The sequence below is a fragment of the Sphingomonas pokkalii genome (genome assembly GCF_003096275.1).
Classification (GTDB): Bacteria; Pseudomonadota; Alphaproteobacteria; order Sphingomonadales; family Sphingomonadaceae; genus Sphingomonas; species Sphingomonas pokkalii.
Genome location: NZ_QENQ01000001.1, coordinates 3,648,931 through 3,663,511 on the forward strand (window position 1 = coordinate 3,648,931; position 14,581 = coordinate 3,663,511).

General features: G+C 68.0%; 16 protein-coding genes. 12 read left to right on the top strand and 4 right to left on the bottom strand.

All coding sequences use genetic code 11. The features are described 5' to 3' along the window. Nucleotides 1-197 precede the first annotated feature (197 nt). Together DD559_RS16810 and DD559_RS16815 are read right to left on the bottom strand one after the other, a co-directional pair. The gene (locus tag DD559_RS16810; protein ID WP_116470192.1) at nt 198-1,277 is read right to left on the bottom strand and encodes a 1,9-bis(guanidino)-5-aza-nonane synthase; all 1,080 of its coding nucleotides are present in this window, start codon (nt 1,275-1,277) and stop codon (nt 198-200) included. Nucleotides 1,278-1,477: 200 nt separating this feature from the next. Further along, entirely contained in the window at nt 1,478-2,704 is a 1,227-nt protein-coding gene (locus tag DD559_RS16815) for a type III PLP-dependent enzyme (RefSeq protein ID WP_116470193.1), read from the bottom strand. 154 nt (nt 2,705-2,858) lie between these two features. Between DD559_RS16815 and DD559_RS16820 the strand changes: the two genes are divergently transcribed. The 4 genes from DD559_RS16820 to DD559_RS16835 all read left to right on the top strand — a co-directional run bounded on the left by DD559_RS16820 (nt 2,859) and on the right by DD559_RS16835 (nt 5,364). Continuing rightward, entirely contained in the window at nt 2,859-3,827 is a 969-nt protein-coding gene (locus DD559_RS16820; RefSeq protein WP_116470194.1) for a threonine ammonia-lyase, read from the top strand. Then, complete coding sequence (locus DD559_RS16825; protein ID WP_116470195.1) at nt 3,799-4,011, top strand: hypothetical protein; 213 nt, start codon at nt 3,799-3,801, stop codon at nt 4,009-4,011. Before DD559_RS16820 ends, DD559_RS16825 begins: the two co-directional genes overlap by 29 nt. 26 nt (nt 4,012-4,037) lie before the next feature. Continuing rightward, nucleotides 4,038-4,181, top strand: coding sequence for a hypothetical protein (locus DD559_RS16830; protein WP_240610312.1), 144 nt, complete (start codon nt 4,038-4,040; stop codon nt 4,179-4,181). 292 nt (nt 4,182-4,473) lie between these two features. Beyond that, a complete protein-coding gene (locus DD559_RS16835) occupies nt 4,474-5,364 on the top strand; it encodes an alpha/beta hydrolase (protein ID WP_116470197.1) in 891 nt (296 codons plus the stop codon). A gap of 13 nt (nt 5,365-5,377) precedes the next feature. Here DD559_RS16835 and DD559_RS16840 read toward each other — a convergent pair whose 3' ends face one another. Further along, nucleotides 5,378-6,034, bottom strand: a complete 657-nt coding sequence (locus tag DD559_RS16840) for an alpha/beta hydrolase (protein WP_116470198.1) — start codon at nt 6,032-6,034, stop codon at nt 5,378-5,380. Between the two features lie 92 nt (nt 6,035-6,126). On the opposite strand from DD559_RS16840, the gene DD559_RS16845 reads away from it, so the two are divergent. The 3 genes from DD559_RS16845 to DD559_RS16855 are packed head-to-tail and all read left to right on the top strand — an operon-like array spanning nt 6,127 to nt 8,635. Further along, on the top strand, nt 6,127-7,203 hold the full coding sequence (locus tag DD559_RS16845) for a cysteine desulfurase family protein (RefSeq protein ID WP_116470199.1): 1,077 nt from the start codon (nt 6,127-6,129) through the stop codon (nt 7,201-7,203). Continuing rightward, nucleotides 7,200-8,306, top strand: coding sequence for a cysteine desulfurase family protein (locus DD559_RS16850; protein WP_116470986.1), 1,107 nt, complete (start codon nt 7,200-7,202; stop codon nt 8,304-8,306). Before DD559_RS16845 ends, DD559_RS16850 begins: the two co-directional genes overlap by 4 nt. Then, complete coding sequence (locus tag DD559_RS16855) at nt 8,303-8,635, top strand: 2Fe-2S iron-sulfur cluster-binding protein (protein ID WP_116470200.1); 333 nt, start codon at nt 8,303-8,305, stop codon at nt 8,633-8,635. Before DD559_RS16850 ends, DD559_RS16855 begins: the two co-directional genes overlap by 4 nt. Nucleotide 8,636: 1 nt before the next feature. On the opposite strand, the gene DD559_RS19880 is transcribed toward DD559_RS16855, so the two are convergent. Continuing rightward, nucleotides 8,637-8,789, bottom strand: a complete 153-nt coding sequence (locus tag DD559_RS19880) for a hypothetical protein (protein WP_165831128.1) — start codon at nt 8,787-8,789, stop codon at nt 8,637-8,639. 128 nt (nt 8,790-8,917) lie between these two features. Here DD559_RS19880 and DD559_RS16860 point away from each other — a divergent pair, with 128 nt between their 5' ends. From DD559_RS16860 to erpA, 5 genes are all read left to right on the top strand, one after another. Next, nucleotides 8,918-11,593, top strand: coding sequence for a bifunctional [glutamine synthetase] adenylyltransferase/[glutamine synthetase]-adenylyl-L-tyrosine phosphorylase (locus DD559_RS16860; protein ID WP_240610313.1), 2,676 nt, complete (start codon nt 8,918-8,920; stop codon nt 11,591-11,593). A gap of 13 nt (nt 11,594-11,606) precedes the next feature. Further along, entirely contained in the window at nt 11,607-12,077 is a 471-nt protein-coding gene (locus DD559_RS16865) for a peroxiredoxin (protein ID WP_116470202.1), read from the top strand. Further along, a complete protein-coding gene (locus DD559_RS16870; RefSeq protein WP_206364530.1) occupies nt 12,074-12,877 on the top strand; it encodes a ferritin-like domain-containing protein in 804 nt (267 codons plus the stop codon). The genes DD559_RS16865 and DD559_RS16870 overlap by 4 nt, the downstream gene beginning before the upstream one ends. A 122-nt stretch (nt 12,878-12,999) precedes the next feature. Beyond that, nucleotides 13,000-14,172, top strand: a complete 1,173-nt coding sequence (locus DD559_RS16875) for a M23 family metallopeptidase (RefSeq protein WP_116470203.1) — start codon at nt 13,000-13,002, stop codon at nt 14,170-14,172. 55 nt (nt 14,173-14,227) lie between these two features. After that, nucleotides 14,228-14,572 (top strand): iron-sulfur cluster insertion protein ErpA, encoded by a 345-nt coding sequence (gene erpA, locus DD559_RS16880; RefSeq protein WP_116470204.1) that lies wholly within the window; start codon nt 14,228-14,230, stop codon nt 14,570-14,572. The last annotated feature ends 9 nt before the right edge of the window (nt 14,573-14,581 follow it).

Sequence of the window (14,581 nt, forward strand, 5' to 3'; positions counted from 1 at the left end):
AATTTGGTGCGAGTGTTTGGCAATAGCGTGGCTGTGCGGCGGGGCAGGGCGCTTCGAACAGACGCTGGCGCAGCTGACCGCGATGCGAAGGCGGCGTGGGAAGCGGTGTCGGGGTAAGCGCAAGATCCTCCCCGATCTGACAGCAAAACGGCCGGGGATCGCTCCCCGGCCGTTTCGTTTGTCGGTCCCCGTGCAGCTCAGGCGAACAGCTTCGCCCAGCCGCGCTTGGCGCGGTCCTTCCAATAGCCGCGGTGATAGGCGTCGCTGGCCAGCAGCGGCATCACCGAACCGGCTTCCGCGAACACCATCTGCTCGATGCCGGTGTTCACCTTGCCCCAGCTGGCGGCTTCCTGCAGCGTCGAGGACGAGCAGGCGCCGTCGCGCACGTCGGCGACGGTGATCTGCACCGCGTACTTGTGCACTTCCACGTCCTCATGGCCGAGGATTTCGGCGCAGACGACGGTGTCCTGGATGAAGTTCTTCGGCACGCCGCCGCCGATCATCAGCAGGCCGGTGGTGCCCGCCTGGATCTTGATCTCGGTCAGCTCGCGGAAGTCCGCCACCGCGTCGATCATCAGGTACGGCTTGCCCGCCTTCATCTGGTCGACCTGGTGCTTGACGAGGCCGAAGCCGGCCGAGCTGTCGACGAACGCCGGGCAGAAGATCGGCACGTCATGCTCATAGGCGAGCTTGACCAGGCTGTTTTCTTTCTTGCCGTGCTCCGACAGATACTTGCCCATCTCGCGGATGAACGCGCGGCTCGAATAGGCGCGCGGCTCCAGCTCGTTCGCGATCTTGTTGATCGTGAAGTCGCAGTCCTGGAGCTGCTCCTCGTCGATGTACGTGTCGTAGATGCGGTCGATATAGAGCGAGCGCAGCGTGTCGTCGTCGGGGATTTCGAGCGCCTGATAGTGCTTGTGGCCCAGGCCTTCGAAGAAATCCATGTCGACGATGGTGGCGCCGGTGGCGACGATCACGTCGACCATGTTGTTGCGTACCAGATCGGCATAGAGGTCCATGCAGCCGCCGGCCGAGGTCGAGCCCGCGATCACGAGGCAGACCGTGCAGTCCTTGTCGGCCAGCATGTCGTTGTAGATCTTGGTCGCGCGGCCGAGGTCTCGGCTGGTGAAGCTCATGTCGCTCATCGCGTCGACGATCGGACGCGCGTCGAAGCTCTTGATGTCGATGTGCTTGACCTGCTTCGAAAGCAGCTCGGCCTTGCGGGTGTCGTTGATCGGGGCGTTGGCCGCCGCGGTCTTGGTGAGGCTGTCGGTCATGGGAACTCCCATTTTCACATGGCCGCCGTCATTCAAAGGGGACGCGGAAACCCATCTTGCTCCCCCTCCCGCGCGCGGGAGGGGGCCGGGGGGTGGGCGCCCGCTCGCCACCGGCGGTGCGGTGCGAGGATGTCGGGGGCCCACCCCCAGCCCCTCCCGCACGCGGGAGGGGAGTGCCCGTATTCGCTACGAGTGCAGCGTTACAGCTTGACGACGTTCGACGGGGTGGCCGCAGCCGCCTCGTCTTCGCCGGTGTAGAGCGAGACCATCGGCTCGTCGTCGACGATCACCGTGTCGCCGGCGGTGAAGCCGTTGAAGCCGGTACGCATCGCAGCACCATAGGCGCCGAGCATGCCGATCTCGATATAGTCGCCGGCCTGGATGTCGGCCGGCAGCTCGAACGGGCCCGCCATGCGATCCATGTCGTCGCAGGTGGGACCGTAGAAGCTGAAGCCCATCTCCTTGGCGTTCGAATCCGGCTCGCGCAGCAGGCGGACCGGGAAGCGCCAGCCGATATGCGCCGCATCGAACAGCGCGCCATAGGCGCCGTCGTTGATGTACAGCTCGTCGCCGCGACGACGCTCGACGCGCACGATCAGCGAGCTGTACTCGGCGCACAGCGCACGGCCCGGCTCGGCCCACAGCTCTGCCGAATAGGAAATCGGCAGGCTTTCGAAGGCGCGGTGGATCGTCGCGAAATAGCGCTCGAGCGGCGGCGGCTCCATGCCGGGATAGCTGGACGGGAACCCGCCGCCGACATCCACGACGTCGACCGTGACGCCCGCCTCGACGATGGCGGCGCGGGCGCGCTCCATCGCATTGGCATAGGCTTCCGGCGACATCGCCTGGCTGCCGACATGGAAGCAGATGCCCAGGGCATCCGCCACCTGGCGAACCGCGATCAGCAGGTCCTTGCTCTCGCCCGGGCCCACGCCGAACTTCGACGCGAGGCTCAGCTTCGAGTGATCCGACGAGACGCGAAGGCGTACGCACAGCGTGAGATCCGTCGCGCCCTTGGTGGCGCGGACGATCTTGTCCAGCTCTTCCATGCTGTCCAGGCTGAATACGCGAACGCCGTACTCGAAATACGCCTCGGCAATGGCTTCCTCAGCCTTTACCGGGTGCATGAAGCACAGGGTTGCTTCCGGCGCGACACCGGCGACGAGGCGAACCTCGGCGATCGATGCGACGTCGAAATGCGTGATTCCGCTCTCCCACAGGATCTGGATCAGATCCGGCGAGGGATTGGCCTTCACGGCATACATCGAACGACCCGGGAACTTCTCTGCGAAGAACCGGGCCGCACGCGATGCGGCGTGCGGGCGGACGAGCGTTACCGGCTGGACCGGACGAAGCTTAGCGATGTCGGCAACGCGGTTGCCGATACGGGTGGTCGCTAACCCCAGCGCGCGATGATGCTTGTGCAACTCAAGGGACCTCCAAATGCCGCGAGGCAAACATTGACGAAAAGCTGCCTTGCGGTTGGAAGTCCCATGGGGCAGCGGAGGAGCGCACATATGCGCGTCGGACCCCCGTGTAAAGTGATTCTGGGGTAGGTTTTTCTACGGGAAGGGATGCTCTGTGACGATTTTGCGACAGCCCACCCGGGCGGGGGTCCGCGACGCCGCCGCGAAGGTGGCCGCGATCCTGCCGCCCACGCCCTTGCTGGTGCGGGAGGTGCGCGGCGTAGCCGTCGCGTTCAAGGCGGAAAGCCTGCAGCCGATCGGCGCATTCAAGATCCGCGGCGCCTGGCACCGGCTGACCGCACTGGACGAGCGGGTGCGCGGGAACGGCGTCGTCGCCTTCTCCTCGGGCAACCATGCGCAGGGCATCGCCTGGGCGGCGAAGCGCCTGGGCATTCCGGCGGTGATCGTGATGCCGGCGGATGCGCCGCGGGTGAAGCTGGAGGCGACGCTGGCTTTGGGGGCCGAGGTGGTGCGCTACGACCGCGCGACCGAAAGCCGTGAGAAGATCGCCGAACAGCTCGCCCATGCCCGCGGCGCGGCGCTGGTGCCGAGCTTCGACGATCCCTGGATCATCGAAGGGCAGGGCAGCGCCGGTATCGAGGCGGCGAAGCAGATGGCCGAGGCCGGGCTGGACGCGCCGAATCGGGTGCTGGTGCCGTGCGGCGGCGGCGGCCTTTCCGCCGGCATTGCGCTGGCCCTGCCCGAGGCGGAGATCGTCCCCGTCGAGCCCGAGGGCTGGGACGATATGCGCCGCAGCCTCGAGGCCGGCTGGATCGAACCGGTGGGGGATAATCCGCCGCCCACTGCCTGCGATTCGCTACAGACGCAGCGGGTTTCTTCGCTTACGTTCGACGTGCTGGCGCGTCGGGGCGCTACCGGCATCGCCGTCAGCGAGACGGAGATTCGATCGGCGCAGCGCTGGGCCGCGGCGAAGCTGCGACTGGTGGTGGAGCCGGGTGGCGCGGCCGGCATCGCGGCCCTGCTGGCGGGCAAGGTGGTGGTGGAACCGGGAACGCTGGTGATCGTTTCGGGCGGCAATGTCGACCAGGAGGATTATGCGCAGACGCTCGGTGGAACGGCATGAGCAGGGCAGCCTCCTGGGTGGCGCGATTGCGTATATCGCGAGCGCGGGCACGCTTGCCCTGGGCCATTTCCTCTGGTTCGCGCTCCGCATCGCCTATCGTAGCGAGCCCCGAATGGCGGCGGCCGCCGTGTGCGGCGGAGTCTGCGTGGCGACGGGGGTAACGCTATGGGTGGTGGTGACCTGAGCGGCCTGGCGGGCCTGTATCCCTTGATGATGAGCATCGCCGTGCTGGCGGTGCTGGCCCTCGCCTGGGGCGGGGTTACGGTGCTGCGGCGTGGTGACCGGCAGCGCGGCGTGCTGATGCTGGTATGCGCGCTGGTGATTCTGGGCAATGTGCTGATCTGGGCGGTGTGAGGGGCCGTTGGCTCGTGCGGCCGAAAGACCATGCAGTGACGGGATGACGGCGCCTTAATCCGATTGTCATTCCCGCGAAGGCGGGAATCCATTCGCCCGGAGGCTCGTAAAAAGAACTGCGACACCAGCGCCAACGGATCCCCGCCTTCGCGGGGATGACGAAGACATTTGATTGCGGGCGATCACCTGGCCTCTCCCGCCAAGCCCCGTGTCTGCGACATCTTGCGACCTTTTCCGAGTCGACCCGCCCGTCGTCCCTGCGATACGCTGCAGGGACAGCAGGAGAGTCAGGATGCGCGTGATCGGGTGGGTGGTAGCCGGACTGTTCCTCGCGGGCCCGCCTGCGCTCGCCCGGCAGCAAGTAGAGACGGCGGCGGCACCCGTTGCCGCCGCGTCGAAGCGCGACCTCGCCTATGGCGCGCTTCCCGCGCAGAAGCTCGATTTCTATCTGCCCACCCGCGCGACGCACGCGCCGCCGCCGCTGGTGGTGTTCGTGCATGGCGGCGGCTGGCGGATGGGCAACAAGGAGAATGCCACCGGCACGCCGAAGATCGCCCATCTGCGCGACGCCGGCTATGCCTTCGCTACCATCGACTATCGCCTGATCCCCGAAGCGCCGGTAGAGCGCCAGGCCGAGGATGTCGCCGCGGCACTTGGCTGGCTGATCGCCCATGCCCGCGAACTCGGATTCGATCCGAACCATGTGGTGCTGATGGGGCATAGCGCGGGCGCGCATCTCTCGGCGCTGGTCGGCACCGATCCGCAGTATCTGGAGAAGCAGGGGCTGGCGCCGGAGCGTCTGCGCGGGGTGATCCTGCTTGATGGTGCCGCCTATGATGTGCCGGCGCAGCTCGCAGAGGCCGGGCGTTTCATGCAGCCGATCTACGATCAGGCGTTCGGCAGCGATCCGGCGCGGCAGCGCAGGTTATCGCCGATCACCCATGCCGCAGCGCCCAACGCACCATCTTTCCTGATCCTGCATGTCGATCGCGCGGACGGGACACGCCAGTCCGAGGCGTTGGCGGCGGCGCTCCGCGCGGCGGGATCGAAGGTGGTGGTGCAGGGCATCGAGGGGCGCGGCCTGCGCGGCCATGTGGCGATGAACCGCCAGCTGGGCGCGGCGGACTATCCCGCCACGGCGATCGTCGATCGCTGGCTCAGCGCGACGTTCTCGCCGCGCTGAGCCGCCAGGATCTTCAGCGGATCGGGCAGTTGGGATCGAGCCGCATGTCGAGATAGCGATCGACCGAGCCCATCAGCTGATCCATCTCGTGCTCGAAGAAATGGTTCGCGCCCGGAATGGTATCGTGGTGGATGGTGATGTGCTTCTGCGTGCGCAGCTTGTCGACCAGCTTCTGCACGGCGCCCGGCGTCACCACCTCGTCCTGCTCGCCCTGCACGATGATGCCCGAGCTGGGGCAGGGGGCGAGGAAGGTGAAGTCGAACATGTTCGCCGGCGGCGCGACCGAGATGAAGCCGCGGATTTCCGGGCGTCGCATCAGCAGCTGCATCCCGATCCAGGCGCCGAAACCGAAGCCTGCGACCCAGGTGGTGGAGGCTTCGGGATGGAAGCTCTGCACCCAATCGAGCGCGCTGGCGGCATCGGAAAGTTCGCCGATGCCGTTGTCGAACGTGCCCTGGCTCTTGCCGACGCCGCGGAAGTTGAAGCGCAGCGTGGCGAAGCCGCGGCGCTGGAAGGTCTTGTAGAGATCCTGGACGATGCGGTTGTTCATCGTGCCGCCCGCATTGGGGTGCGGGTGGAGGATCATCGCAACCGGTGCGCGCGGGCGCGGGGCGGGGGCAAAGCGGCCCTCGAGGCGGCCTTCGGGTCCGGGGAAAATGACTTCGGGCAAGGCAGGTCCTGTCGAATAGGAAGATGCGCGGTGGAGCGCGCGGACATGGTCGCTATATAAGCAGCCGGTCCCTTCACGCAATTGGAAGACAATTGAGCCCGCGACTCTATCTGGATCATGCCGCGACGACACCGATGCTGGCCCAGGCCATGGCCGCGACGATGGAGGGGATGCAGCGCTGGGCGAACCCTTCCTCTCCGCATGGCGACGGTCGCGCGGCGCGGGCGGCGCTGGAGGATGCGCGGCGGCGGATCGCGGCGGCCTATGGCTGGGCGCACGAGCTGATCCTGACCAGCGGCGCGAGCGAATCACTCGGCATCGCGATGCAGCGGAGCGTCGTCGAGCGGCGGCTGATCACCGCGGTGGAGCATGATGCCGTGCTGCGGCTGGGCGAAGGCGCGGGCGTGCTTCCCGTCACGCCGGGCGGGGTGCTCGACCTGGCGGCGCTGGCGGCTGCGCTGGAAGGCGCCGGGCGCACGCTGGTCTGCGTGCAATGGGCGAACAGCGAAACCGGGGTGCGTCAGCCGATCGCGGCGATTGCGGCGGTGGTCCACGGCACGGGCGGGCTGTTGCTGGTCGATGCCGCGCAGATGCCGGCCCATGCCGATGCCGAGCTGCTGCACCACGCCGATCTCGTCGCGGTCTCCGCCCATAAGCGGGGTGGGCCGCCGGGGATCGGCGCGCTGCTGGTGCGCGATCTCGGCGTGCTGTTGCCCACAGGCGGCCAGGAAAAAGGGTATCGCGCGGGTACCGAGAATCTTCCCGGCGCGCTCGGCTATGCGGCGGCGGTAGCGGTGCCGGAGGATCTGGCGACGATGGCGCGGCTGCGCGGGCGCCTGGAGGCGGCGCTCACCGGGGCTGGCGGCATTGTCGTCGGCGCGGAAAGCGCGCGCAGCCCGCTGATCGGCGCATACCGGATGCCGGGGGTATCCTCGGCGGCGCAACTGATCCGTTTCGATCTTGCCGGCGTCGCGGTTTCGGCGGGCAGCGCCTGTTCGTCGGGCAGTATGCGGCCCAGCCATGTGTTGACGGCGATGGGCTGGACGGAGCCCGCCTTGCGGGAAGTGGTGCGGGTGAGCTTCGGCCGGAGCACCACCGAGGGGGATGTCGATCGCTTCGCGGCGCTGTGGCGCGCGACCTTTGCCGAGGCGCGGACCCGCGCGGCATGATCTATCTCGACTATCAGGCAACCACCCCCCTCGCGCCCGAGGCGCTGGCTGCGATGCTGCCCTGGCTGGAATCGCAGCACGCCAATCCGCACGCGCCCCATGCGGCCGGACGGGCGGCGCGGGCGGCCGTGGAAGTGGCGCGGGCGCAGGTTGCGGCGTTGCTGCCGGCAGGGGGGCGCATCGCTTTCACCGGCGGGGCGACCGAGGCGCTGAACTGGGCGATCAAGGGCACCTCCGGCGGGATCGTGACGATCGCCACCGAACATGCGGCGGTGCTGGATACCGCGGCTGCAAGCGGGCGGCCGGTGACGGTGCTGCCGGTCGGCGCGGACGGGCTGGTGGATCTGGAGGCTGCGCGTGCGGCGATCGCGCCGGGCACCGGGTTGGTCGCGGCGATGCTGGTCAACAACGAGATTGGCGTGATCCAGCCGATTGCGGCCTTGGCGGACCTTGCCCATGCGGCGGGCGCGCTGTTTCTGTGCGATGCGGTGCAGGGCTATGGCCGGGTGCCGATCCCGGCGCAGTGCGATCTGGTGGCGGTTTCGGCGCACAAGATCCACGGGCCCAAGGGCATCGGCGCGCTATGGGTGCGCGATGGCGTGACGCTGGCGCCGCTGCTCCATGGCGGGGGACAGGAGGCGCTGGGCCGATCGGGAACGCTTTCGCCCGCGCTATGTGCAGGGTTCGGGGCGGCGGCGAAGGTGGCGGCGATGCGGGCCGAGGCGGATGCGGCGCATGTCGCCCGTTTGTTCGCGCTGGCCGCTGCCCGTACATTCGCTCCCGTAGGCGGGACGGCGCGCGCAGGGTGGCAACTCAACGGGTCTTGCCAGCATCGCTATCTCGGCAACCTCAACATTCGGCGCGAGGGTCTCGACGTCGCCCGGCTGATGTCCGATCTGCGCGATATCGCTTTCTCCGCGGGCTCTGCCTGTGCAAGCGGCTCCGGGCGGCCGAGCCATGTGCTGCGGGCGCTCGGGCTTTCGGACGCCGCCGCGCGTTCCAGCATCCGCATCGGCTTTGGTCGTATGACCAGCGAGAGCGAAATGACGACCGGGCTCGACCGAATTCTGGTCGCAGCCGAGGCACAACAGGGGGGCGCATGATCCGGATACGTTTCGAGGGGACCGACGGGCGATATCAGGAGGTGGACGCCGCACCGGGCACGCGGCTGCTGGAAGTGGCCCAGAATGCCGGCCAGCCCCTGGAGGGGACGTGCGAAGGGCAGATGGCGTGCTCGACCTGCCATGTGATCCTGCCCCCGGACGATTTCGATCGCCTGCCTGCGCCCAGCGAGGAGGAAGAGGATATGCTCGATCTGGCCATCGGCGCGGTGCGCACGAGCCGCCTCGCCTGCCAGATCGTGTTGCGCGAGGGGCTGGAGGGGTTGACGGTCCGGATGCCCGCCACGCACCGCGACATGCAGGGGCGATAACCTACCAGCCGTTGCGGGAGTCGCGGTCATCCAGCTTGGCAAGCAGGGCAAGCATGTCCTGCGGCAGGTTCGCGTCGTCGCCAAAGGCATTGCCGAGCGCCGCCGCGACCCCATCCCCCTGGCACGGTGCCGAAACGCGATGGGGTGTCGCCATATTTGCCTCTTCGGGCCGGGAGGATGCCGTCTGTACCACGCGGTCAAAACGGCTATGCATTGCTTTCGTTGCTTTGCATTTCCGCAGTTCATCGCAGCTGTACGATTTCTGGACGACAGGCGACCCCTTTGACCGAAGCTTCCCTTTCCGAGACGTTCGATCGTATTCGCGCGCATTCGCCGTTCCTGGGCCTGGTGCTTGGGCGCGAAGCGGATATCGCGGACGATCCCGCCACCGCGCTTCGCGATCCGCTCGGCACCGCCGCGGCGCCGACGGGTGCGATGCCGATCGCACGCCAGCTGCGCATCGAGCGACGGCGCCTCGCGCTGATCGCTGCGATCGGCGATCTTTCCGGCGCCTATGATTTCGACCGGGTCTCGCGATTGCTGAGCGACTTTGCGGACATGGCGCTGGATCGGGCGATCACCGCGGCGATCCGCGAACGCACCCCGGACGCCCCCGTGCAGGGTTTTGCGGCGCTGGCGCTCGGCAAGCAGGGCAGCCGCGAGCTCAATTATTCGTCCGATATCGATCCGATCCTGATCTTCGATCCGGCCAGGTTGCCCTGTCGCCCGCGCGAGGCGCCCGAGGAGGCGGCCGTCCGCATCGCGCGGCGCGTGCTGGAACTGCTGCAGGCACGCGATGGCGACGGCTATGTCCTGCGCGTCGATCTCAGGCTGCGGCCCTCGCCCGAGGTGACCCCGATCGCGCTGCCGGTCGAAGCGGCGATCAGCTATTATGAAAGCCAGGCGCTGCCCTGGGAACGGGCGGCCTTTATCCGCGCCCGTGCCGCGGCGGGGGATCTGCCGCTGGGGCAGGGGTTTCTCGACGCGATCCGCCCCTTCGTGTGGCGGCGTGCGCTGGATTACGGCACGATCCGCGAGATCCAGGAAATCTCCCGCCGCATCCGCGACCATTACCAGCAGGGCCAGCGCTTCGGGCCCGGCTATGATCTGAAGCGCGGTCGCGGCGGCATTCGCGAAGTGGAGTTCTTCGCGCAGATCCACCAGCTCATCCATGGCGGCCGCGATGCGGCGTTGCGGGTTCCCGCAACGCGCGGGGCGCTTGCCGCGCTGGCCAAGGCCGGCCGGATCGATGCGGACGAGGCGGCAGCGCTCGATCGAGCCTATGTGCTGTTGCGGACGATCGAACATCGCCTGCAGATGATCGACGACCGCCAGACCCATAGCCTCCCCGCCGACTCCGCTGCGCTCGATCATGTCGCGCGGTTGCACGGGCTGGCGGACGGCGCCGCCTTGGTCGCGCTGCTCCAGCCGGAGGTGGAACGGGTAGGGCGCATCTATGACGCGCTGGCCGAGGCGGGCGGCGGCGGCCTTTCGAGCGATCCGGACCTGCTCGGCGAACGCCTGGCGAATGCCGGCTTCGCCGATGCCGAGACCGCGCGCCGCATCGTCGAGGGGTGGCGCGGCGCGACCTATCCGGCGCTGCGCAGCCCCGCCGCCCAGAGCGCGCTGGAGGGCGTGCTGCCGATGCTGATCGATGCGTTCGGCGCCGCGCCCGATCCGCAGCATGCGATCACCCGCTTCGATGCGATGCTGAAGCGTCTGCCGAGCGCGATCAACATCTTCCGCCTTCTCGAAGCGCAGCCGGCGCTCACCCGCCTGCTGAGCGCGATCCTCAGCCACGCGCCGACGCTGGCCGAGCAACTCGGCCGCCGGGCGGAGCTGCTCGATGGCCTGATCGACGCCAGCGCCCTCGCCCCGGTGGACGCGGTGCCGACGCTGGTCGCGGCGATGGCGGCGGTGGAGCGCGGTGCCGATTATCAGTGGCGGCTCGAACATGTCCGTCGGATCGTCAACGAGAAGCGGTTCGCGCTCGGCGCCCAGATCGTCGCCGGGGCGAGCGATCCGCTGGATGTTTCCGCCGGATATGCGCGCGTGGCCGAAGCCGCCATCCAGGCGCTGGCGGCGGCGGCCGTGGAAGAGTTCGCCACCCAGCACGGCCGGGTACCGGGCAGCGAACTGGTGATCCTGGCGCTGGGCCGGATGGGCGGCGGCGCGCTGACCCACGCGTCCGACCTTGATCTGATCTACCTGTTCACCGGCGATTATGCGTTGGAATCGGATGGCCGGCGCCCGCTGGGCGCGGTAACCTATTATAACCGGCTGGCGCAGCGGGTGACGGCGGCGCTCTCCGTGCCGACGGCGGCGGGGCCGCTCTACGAGGTGGATACGCGGCTGCGCCCCTCCGGCGCGCAAGGGCCGCTGTCGGTCTCGCTGGAGGGCTTTGCGCGCTATCAGGAGAAGGATGCCTGGACCTGGGAGCATATGGCGCTCACCCGCGCCCGGCCGGTGTTCGGTTCGGCGGCGGCGTGCGAACAGGTTCAGGCGATCATCGACGGCGTGCTGCACGGCGCGCGGCCCGATCGCGATGTCCTGGCCGATGCGCGCAAGATGCGGGCCGACATTGCGGCGCATAAGCCGCCGGCCGGTCCGCTGGATGCGAAGCTGCTCGATGGCGGCCTGGTCGACCTGGAATTTGCCGTGCACGTGCAGCAGCTGGGCCATCGCACCGGCTTCGATCCGCGGCTGGGGCGCGCGATCGACGCGCTGGTCGCACAGGGGCTGATGCCGCCCGCCTTGCGGGCGGCGCACGATTTCCTCACGCGGCTGCTGGTGACGCTGCGGCTGGTTGCGCCGGATGCGCAGCCGCCGGGCCCGAGCACGCGGGCGCTGATCGCGCGGACGCTGGGCCTGCCCGATTGGGAAGCGGTGGTTGCGACGCTCGATGCGACGCGGCAGGAGGTGCGCCACTGCTGGGCCGCCATCCAGGCCCGCGATTGAGGGAGATTCGGGCATGAGCATCGAACTGGGCGACGCGCTTCCCAAGGGCGCGCTGGTAGCGGCGGACGGCAGCGCCATCGCGCTTCCGGAATGGGGCGCTGGCGCCCCGCTGCTACTGTATTTCTATCCGAAGGACGACACCTCGGGCTGCACCCGCGAGGCGCAGGATTTCTCTGCGCTGATGCCGGAATTCGCGGCGCTGGGCGTGAAGCTGCTGGGCATCTCGAAGGATCCGCCCGCCAAGCATCAGAAGTTCACCGCGAAGTACGACCTTGCCGTGCCGCTCGCCACCGATGAGGACGGCGCGCTGATGGAGGTGCTGGGCGTGTGGGTCGAGAAGTCGATGTACGGCAAGAAATATATGGGCATCGAGCGTTCGACCTTCCTGTTCGATGCCTCGGGCACGCTGGTGCGCGCCTGGCGCAAGGTGAAGGTGCCCGGCCATGCCGCCGAGGTGCTGGCCGCGGCGAAGGCACTCGGGTGAGCGAAACGCGGAGCGTGGCGGCGGCGGTGCGGGCGGTGCTCGATGCCGCCGATCCGCGCGACAAGGTGATGCTGGCCCGCGCGGCGGCCCGTGACTGGCGGCTCGGTCGATTGGCCTTCCGGTTCGATGTCGCCATGCCCGATCGCCCGGCGCGCCCCGCCGCGCCCGAATTGCTGCCGCCCAATCGGATGCCGAAGCGGGGGCGGGGCGGATCGGAGCGCGGCCGTATCGCCCTGATCCACGCGCTCGCCCATATCGAATTCGTTGCGATCGACCTCGCCTTCGATCTGATCGGCCGCTTCGGGGCGCAGTTCCCGGCGGGCTTTACCGATGACTGGATGCGCGTCGGCGCCGACGAGGCGATGCACTTCGCGCTGCTCGATCGTCGGCTGCGCAGCCTCGGCAGCCATTATGGTGCGCTGCCCGCGCATGACGGTTTGTGGGATGCCGCCACCGAAACCGCCTATGATGCCAAGGCGCGGCTGGCGATCGTGCCGATGGTACTCGAAGCGCGCGGGCTGGACGTTACCCCGGCTACGATCGATCGGTTCGACGCGGCCGGCGATATCGTCACGGCGCGCATCCTGACACGCATCGTCCAGGATGAGGTACGCCATGTCCGGGCGGGGACGACATGGTTCGAATCGGCCTGCAAGGCCGATCGTTGCGTTCCGGAAACAACGTGGCAGGCGCTGGTGCGCACCCATTTCCGCGGTGCCGTTAAGCCGCCGTTCAACGACTCGGCGCGCGACTCAGCCGGTCTGACGCGCGATTACTATCAAGCGCTTGTCGACGGCTGATTATCCTCCAAAAGAGTCCGTAAGCGAGACGGCATGGTCAGGGGCTGCCCAAACCGTCCGCATCATCCTGAAGCAGCGCGCCGGGTCGCACGGTGCTGGCTTCCATGCATTGCCGGGGACTTATGGCTGTACCGTCAGAACGCAAGAACGACGATTTTGCGCGCAAGTTCCGGGATTTCTTTACCACCCGTGATTTCATTCTCCACGATGGACGCGGCCTGCGCCGCTTCAGCATCTGCGGTCGCTCGCAGGCGCTGTTCGCGAGCGCGGCGGCGATGACGATCGTGTTTTCAGGCTATGGCGTTTCGCAGGCGATGGCCGGTGCGATCGCCTATACCGCTGCCACGCCGGGTTCGCCGGAGGCACAGGTTGCCGCGATGCGCGCCGAAGTCGCCAGGATGCGCACGGAGGTAGCCCAGGCCAAGGAACAGGCCCGGCAGCAGGCGGCACAGATCGCGCAGCGCCAGGCAGTGCTGAACGCAGTTGTTTCCGGCAAGGCCGATCGTTCGGTGCTGGCGCAGGAACTGCCGGCGCTCCCGCAGAAGACGAGCGCGCTGACCGGCGAGATCACGGCGCCGCTGCGCCGGTTGGAAGCGCGCCAGGTCGCGCTGGCCGCCAAGGCGCAGCAGGTGGGCGAGGCGCGGGTGCGCCAGGCGACGCTGCACTTCCAGAAGCTCGGTTTGCCGGCGGCGCGCTTTGTTAAGGCCGGTGCTGCCATGGGTGGGCCCTACGAACCCGCGAGCGATGAAGATGCAGGCACGACGGCGGTGGCCGCCGATGCCGATGCGCAGTTCCGTTCGCTGTTCCTGACCTGGAAGAAGCTCGATTCGATCGAGCAGAGCTCGATGACGATCCCGTCGCTGAAGCCGGTCGAACATGTCAGCTTCACGTCGATGTTCGGTGTTCGATCGGATCCGTTCCGCGGTTCGGCGGCGATGCATACGGGCGTCGATATTCCCGGCGCGATGGGTACGCCGATCTATGCGACGGCGGACGGCATCGTTTCCCATGCCGGTCGCCAGGGCGGCTATGGCAATCTGGTGGAAATCAACCATGGCCATGGCATCGAAACCCGCTACGGCCACCTTTCCAAGATCCTGGTCGCCGATAATACCCGCGTTCATCGCGGCCAGATCATCGGTCTGATGGGCTCGACCGGCCGTTCGACCGGTACCCACCTGCATTACGAGGTGCGGCTTGATGGTCGCGCGATCAATCCCATTCCGTTCATCCAGTCCGGCGAATATGCGTCGCAGACGCCGGTGACGGGCGGTGCCATGGGTGGCCCGCGCTGAGGCGCGGTGCCGCTGCCGCATTGCCGGATAGCCGCCGGCGCATTATCTCGGTGGCATGACGATCAGCCTCGACCATTCCGATATCGCGTTGACGCCGGCCGCTGCCGCGCGCGTCGCCGCGATTGCCGCCAAGCAGGCCAAGCCCGCGATCCTGCGGCTTTCCGTTGAGGGGGGCGGCTGTTCGGGTTTCCAATATCGCTTCGGCCTGGCCGAGGCGGTGGAGGCGGACGACACCGTGGCGGAAGTGGATGGCGTGCGGCTGGTGGTGGATCCGATCAGCCTGGATCTGGTCCGCGGCGCCCAGGTCGATTTCATCGACAATCTCGGCGGCGCCCATTTCGCGGTGACCAATCCCAACGCGGCATCCGGTTGCGGCTGCGGCACCAGCTTCTCGATCTGAGCGCAGTCC

Coding starts and splice junctions, on each gene's coding strand:
- DD559_RS16810 (WP_116470192.1), bottom strand. CDS start 1,277: ATGACCGACAGCCTCACCAAGACCGCGGCGGCCAACGCCCCGATCAAC.
- DD559_RS16825 (WP_116470195.1), top strand. CDS start 3,799: ATGCGCAGACGCTCGGTGGAACGGCATGAGCAGGGCAGCCTCCTGGGT.
- DD559_RS16830 (WP_240610312.1), top strand. CDS start 4,038: ATGATGAGCATCGCCGTGCTGGCGGTGCTGGCCCTCGCCTGGGGCGGG.
- DD559_RS16835 (WP_116470197.1), top strand. CDS start 4,474: ATGCGCGTGATCGGGTGGGTGGTAGCCGGACTGTTCCTCGCGGGCCCG.
- DD559_RS16850 (WP_116470986.1), top strand. CDS start 7,200: ATGATCTATCTCGACTATCAGGCAACCACCCCCCTCGCGCCCGAGGCG.
- DD559_RS16855 (WP_116470200.1), top strand. CDS start 8,303: ATGATCCGGATACGTTTCGAGGGGACCGACGGGCGATATCAGGAGGTG.
- DD559_RS19880 (WP_165831128.1), bottom strand. CDS start 8,789: ATGGCGACACCCCATCGCGTTTCGGCACCGTGCCAGGGGGATGGGGTC.
- DD559_RS16865 (WP_116470202.1), top strand. CDS start 11,607: ATGAGCATCGAACTGGGCGACGCGCTTCCCAAGGGCGCGCTGGTAGCG.
- DD559_RS16875 (WP_116470203.1), top strand. CDS start 13,000: ATGGCTGTACCGTCAGAACGCAAGAACGACGATTTTGCGCGCAAGTTC.
- erpA (WP_116470204.1), top strand. CDS start 14,228: ATGACGATCAGCCTCGACCATTCCGATATCGCGTTGACGCCGGCCGCT.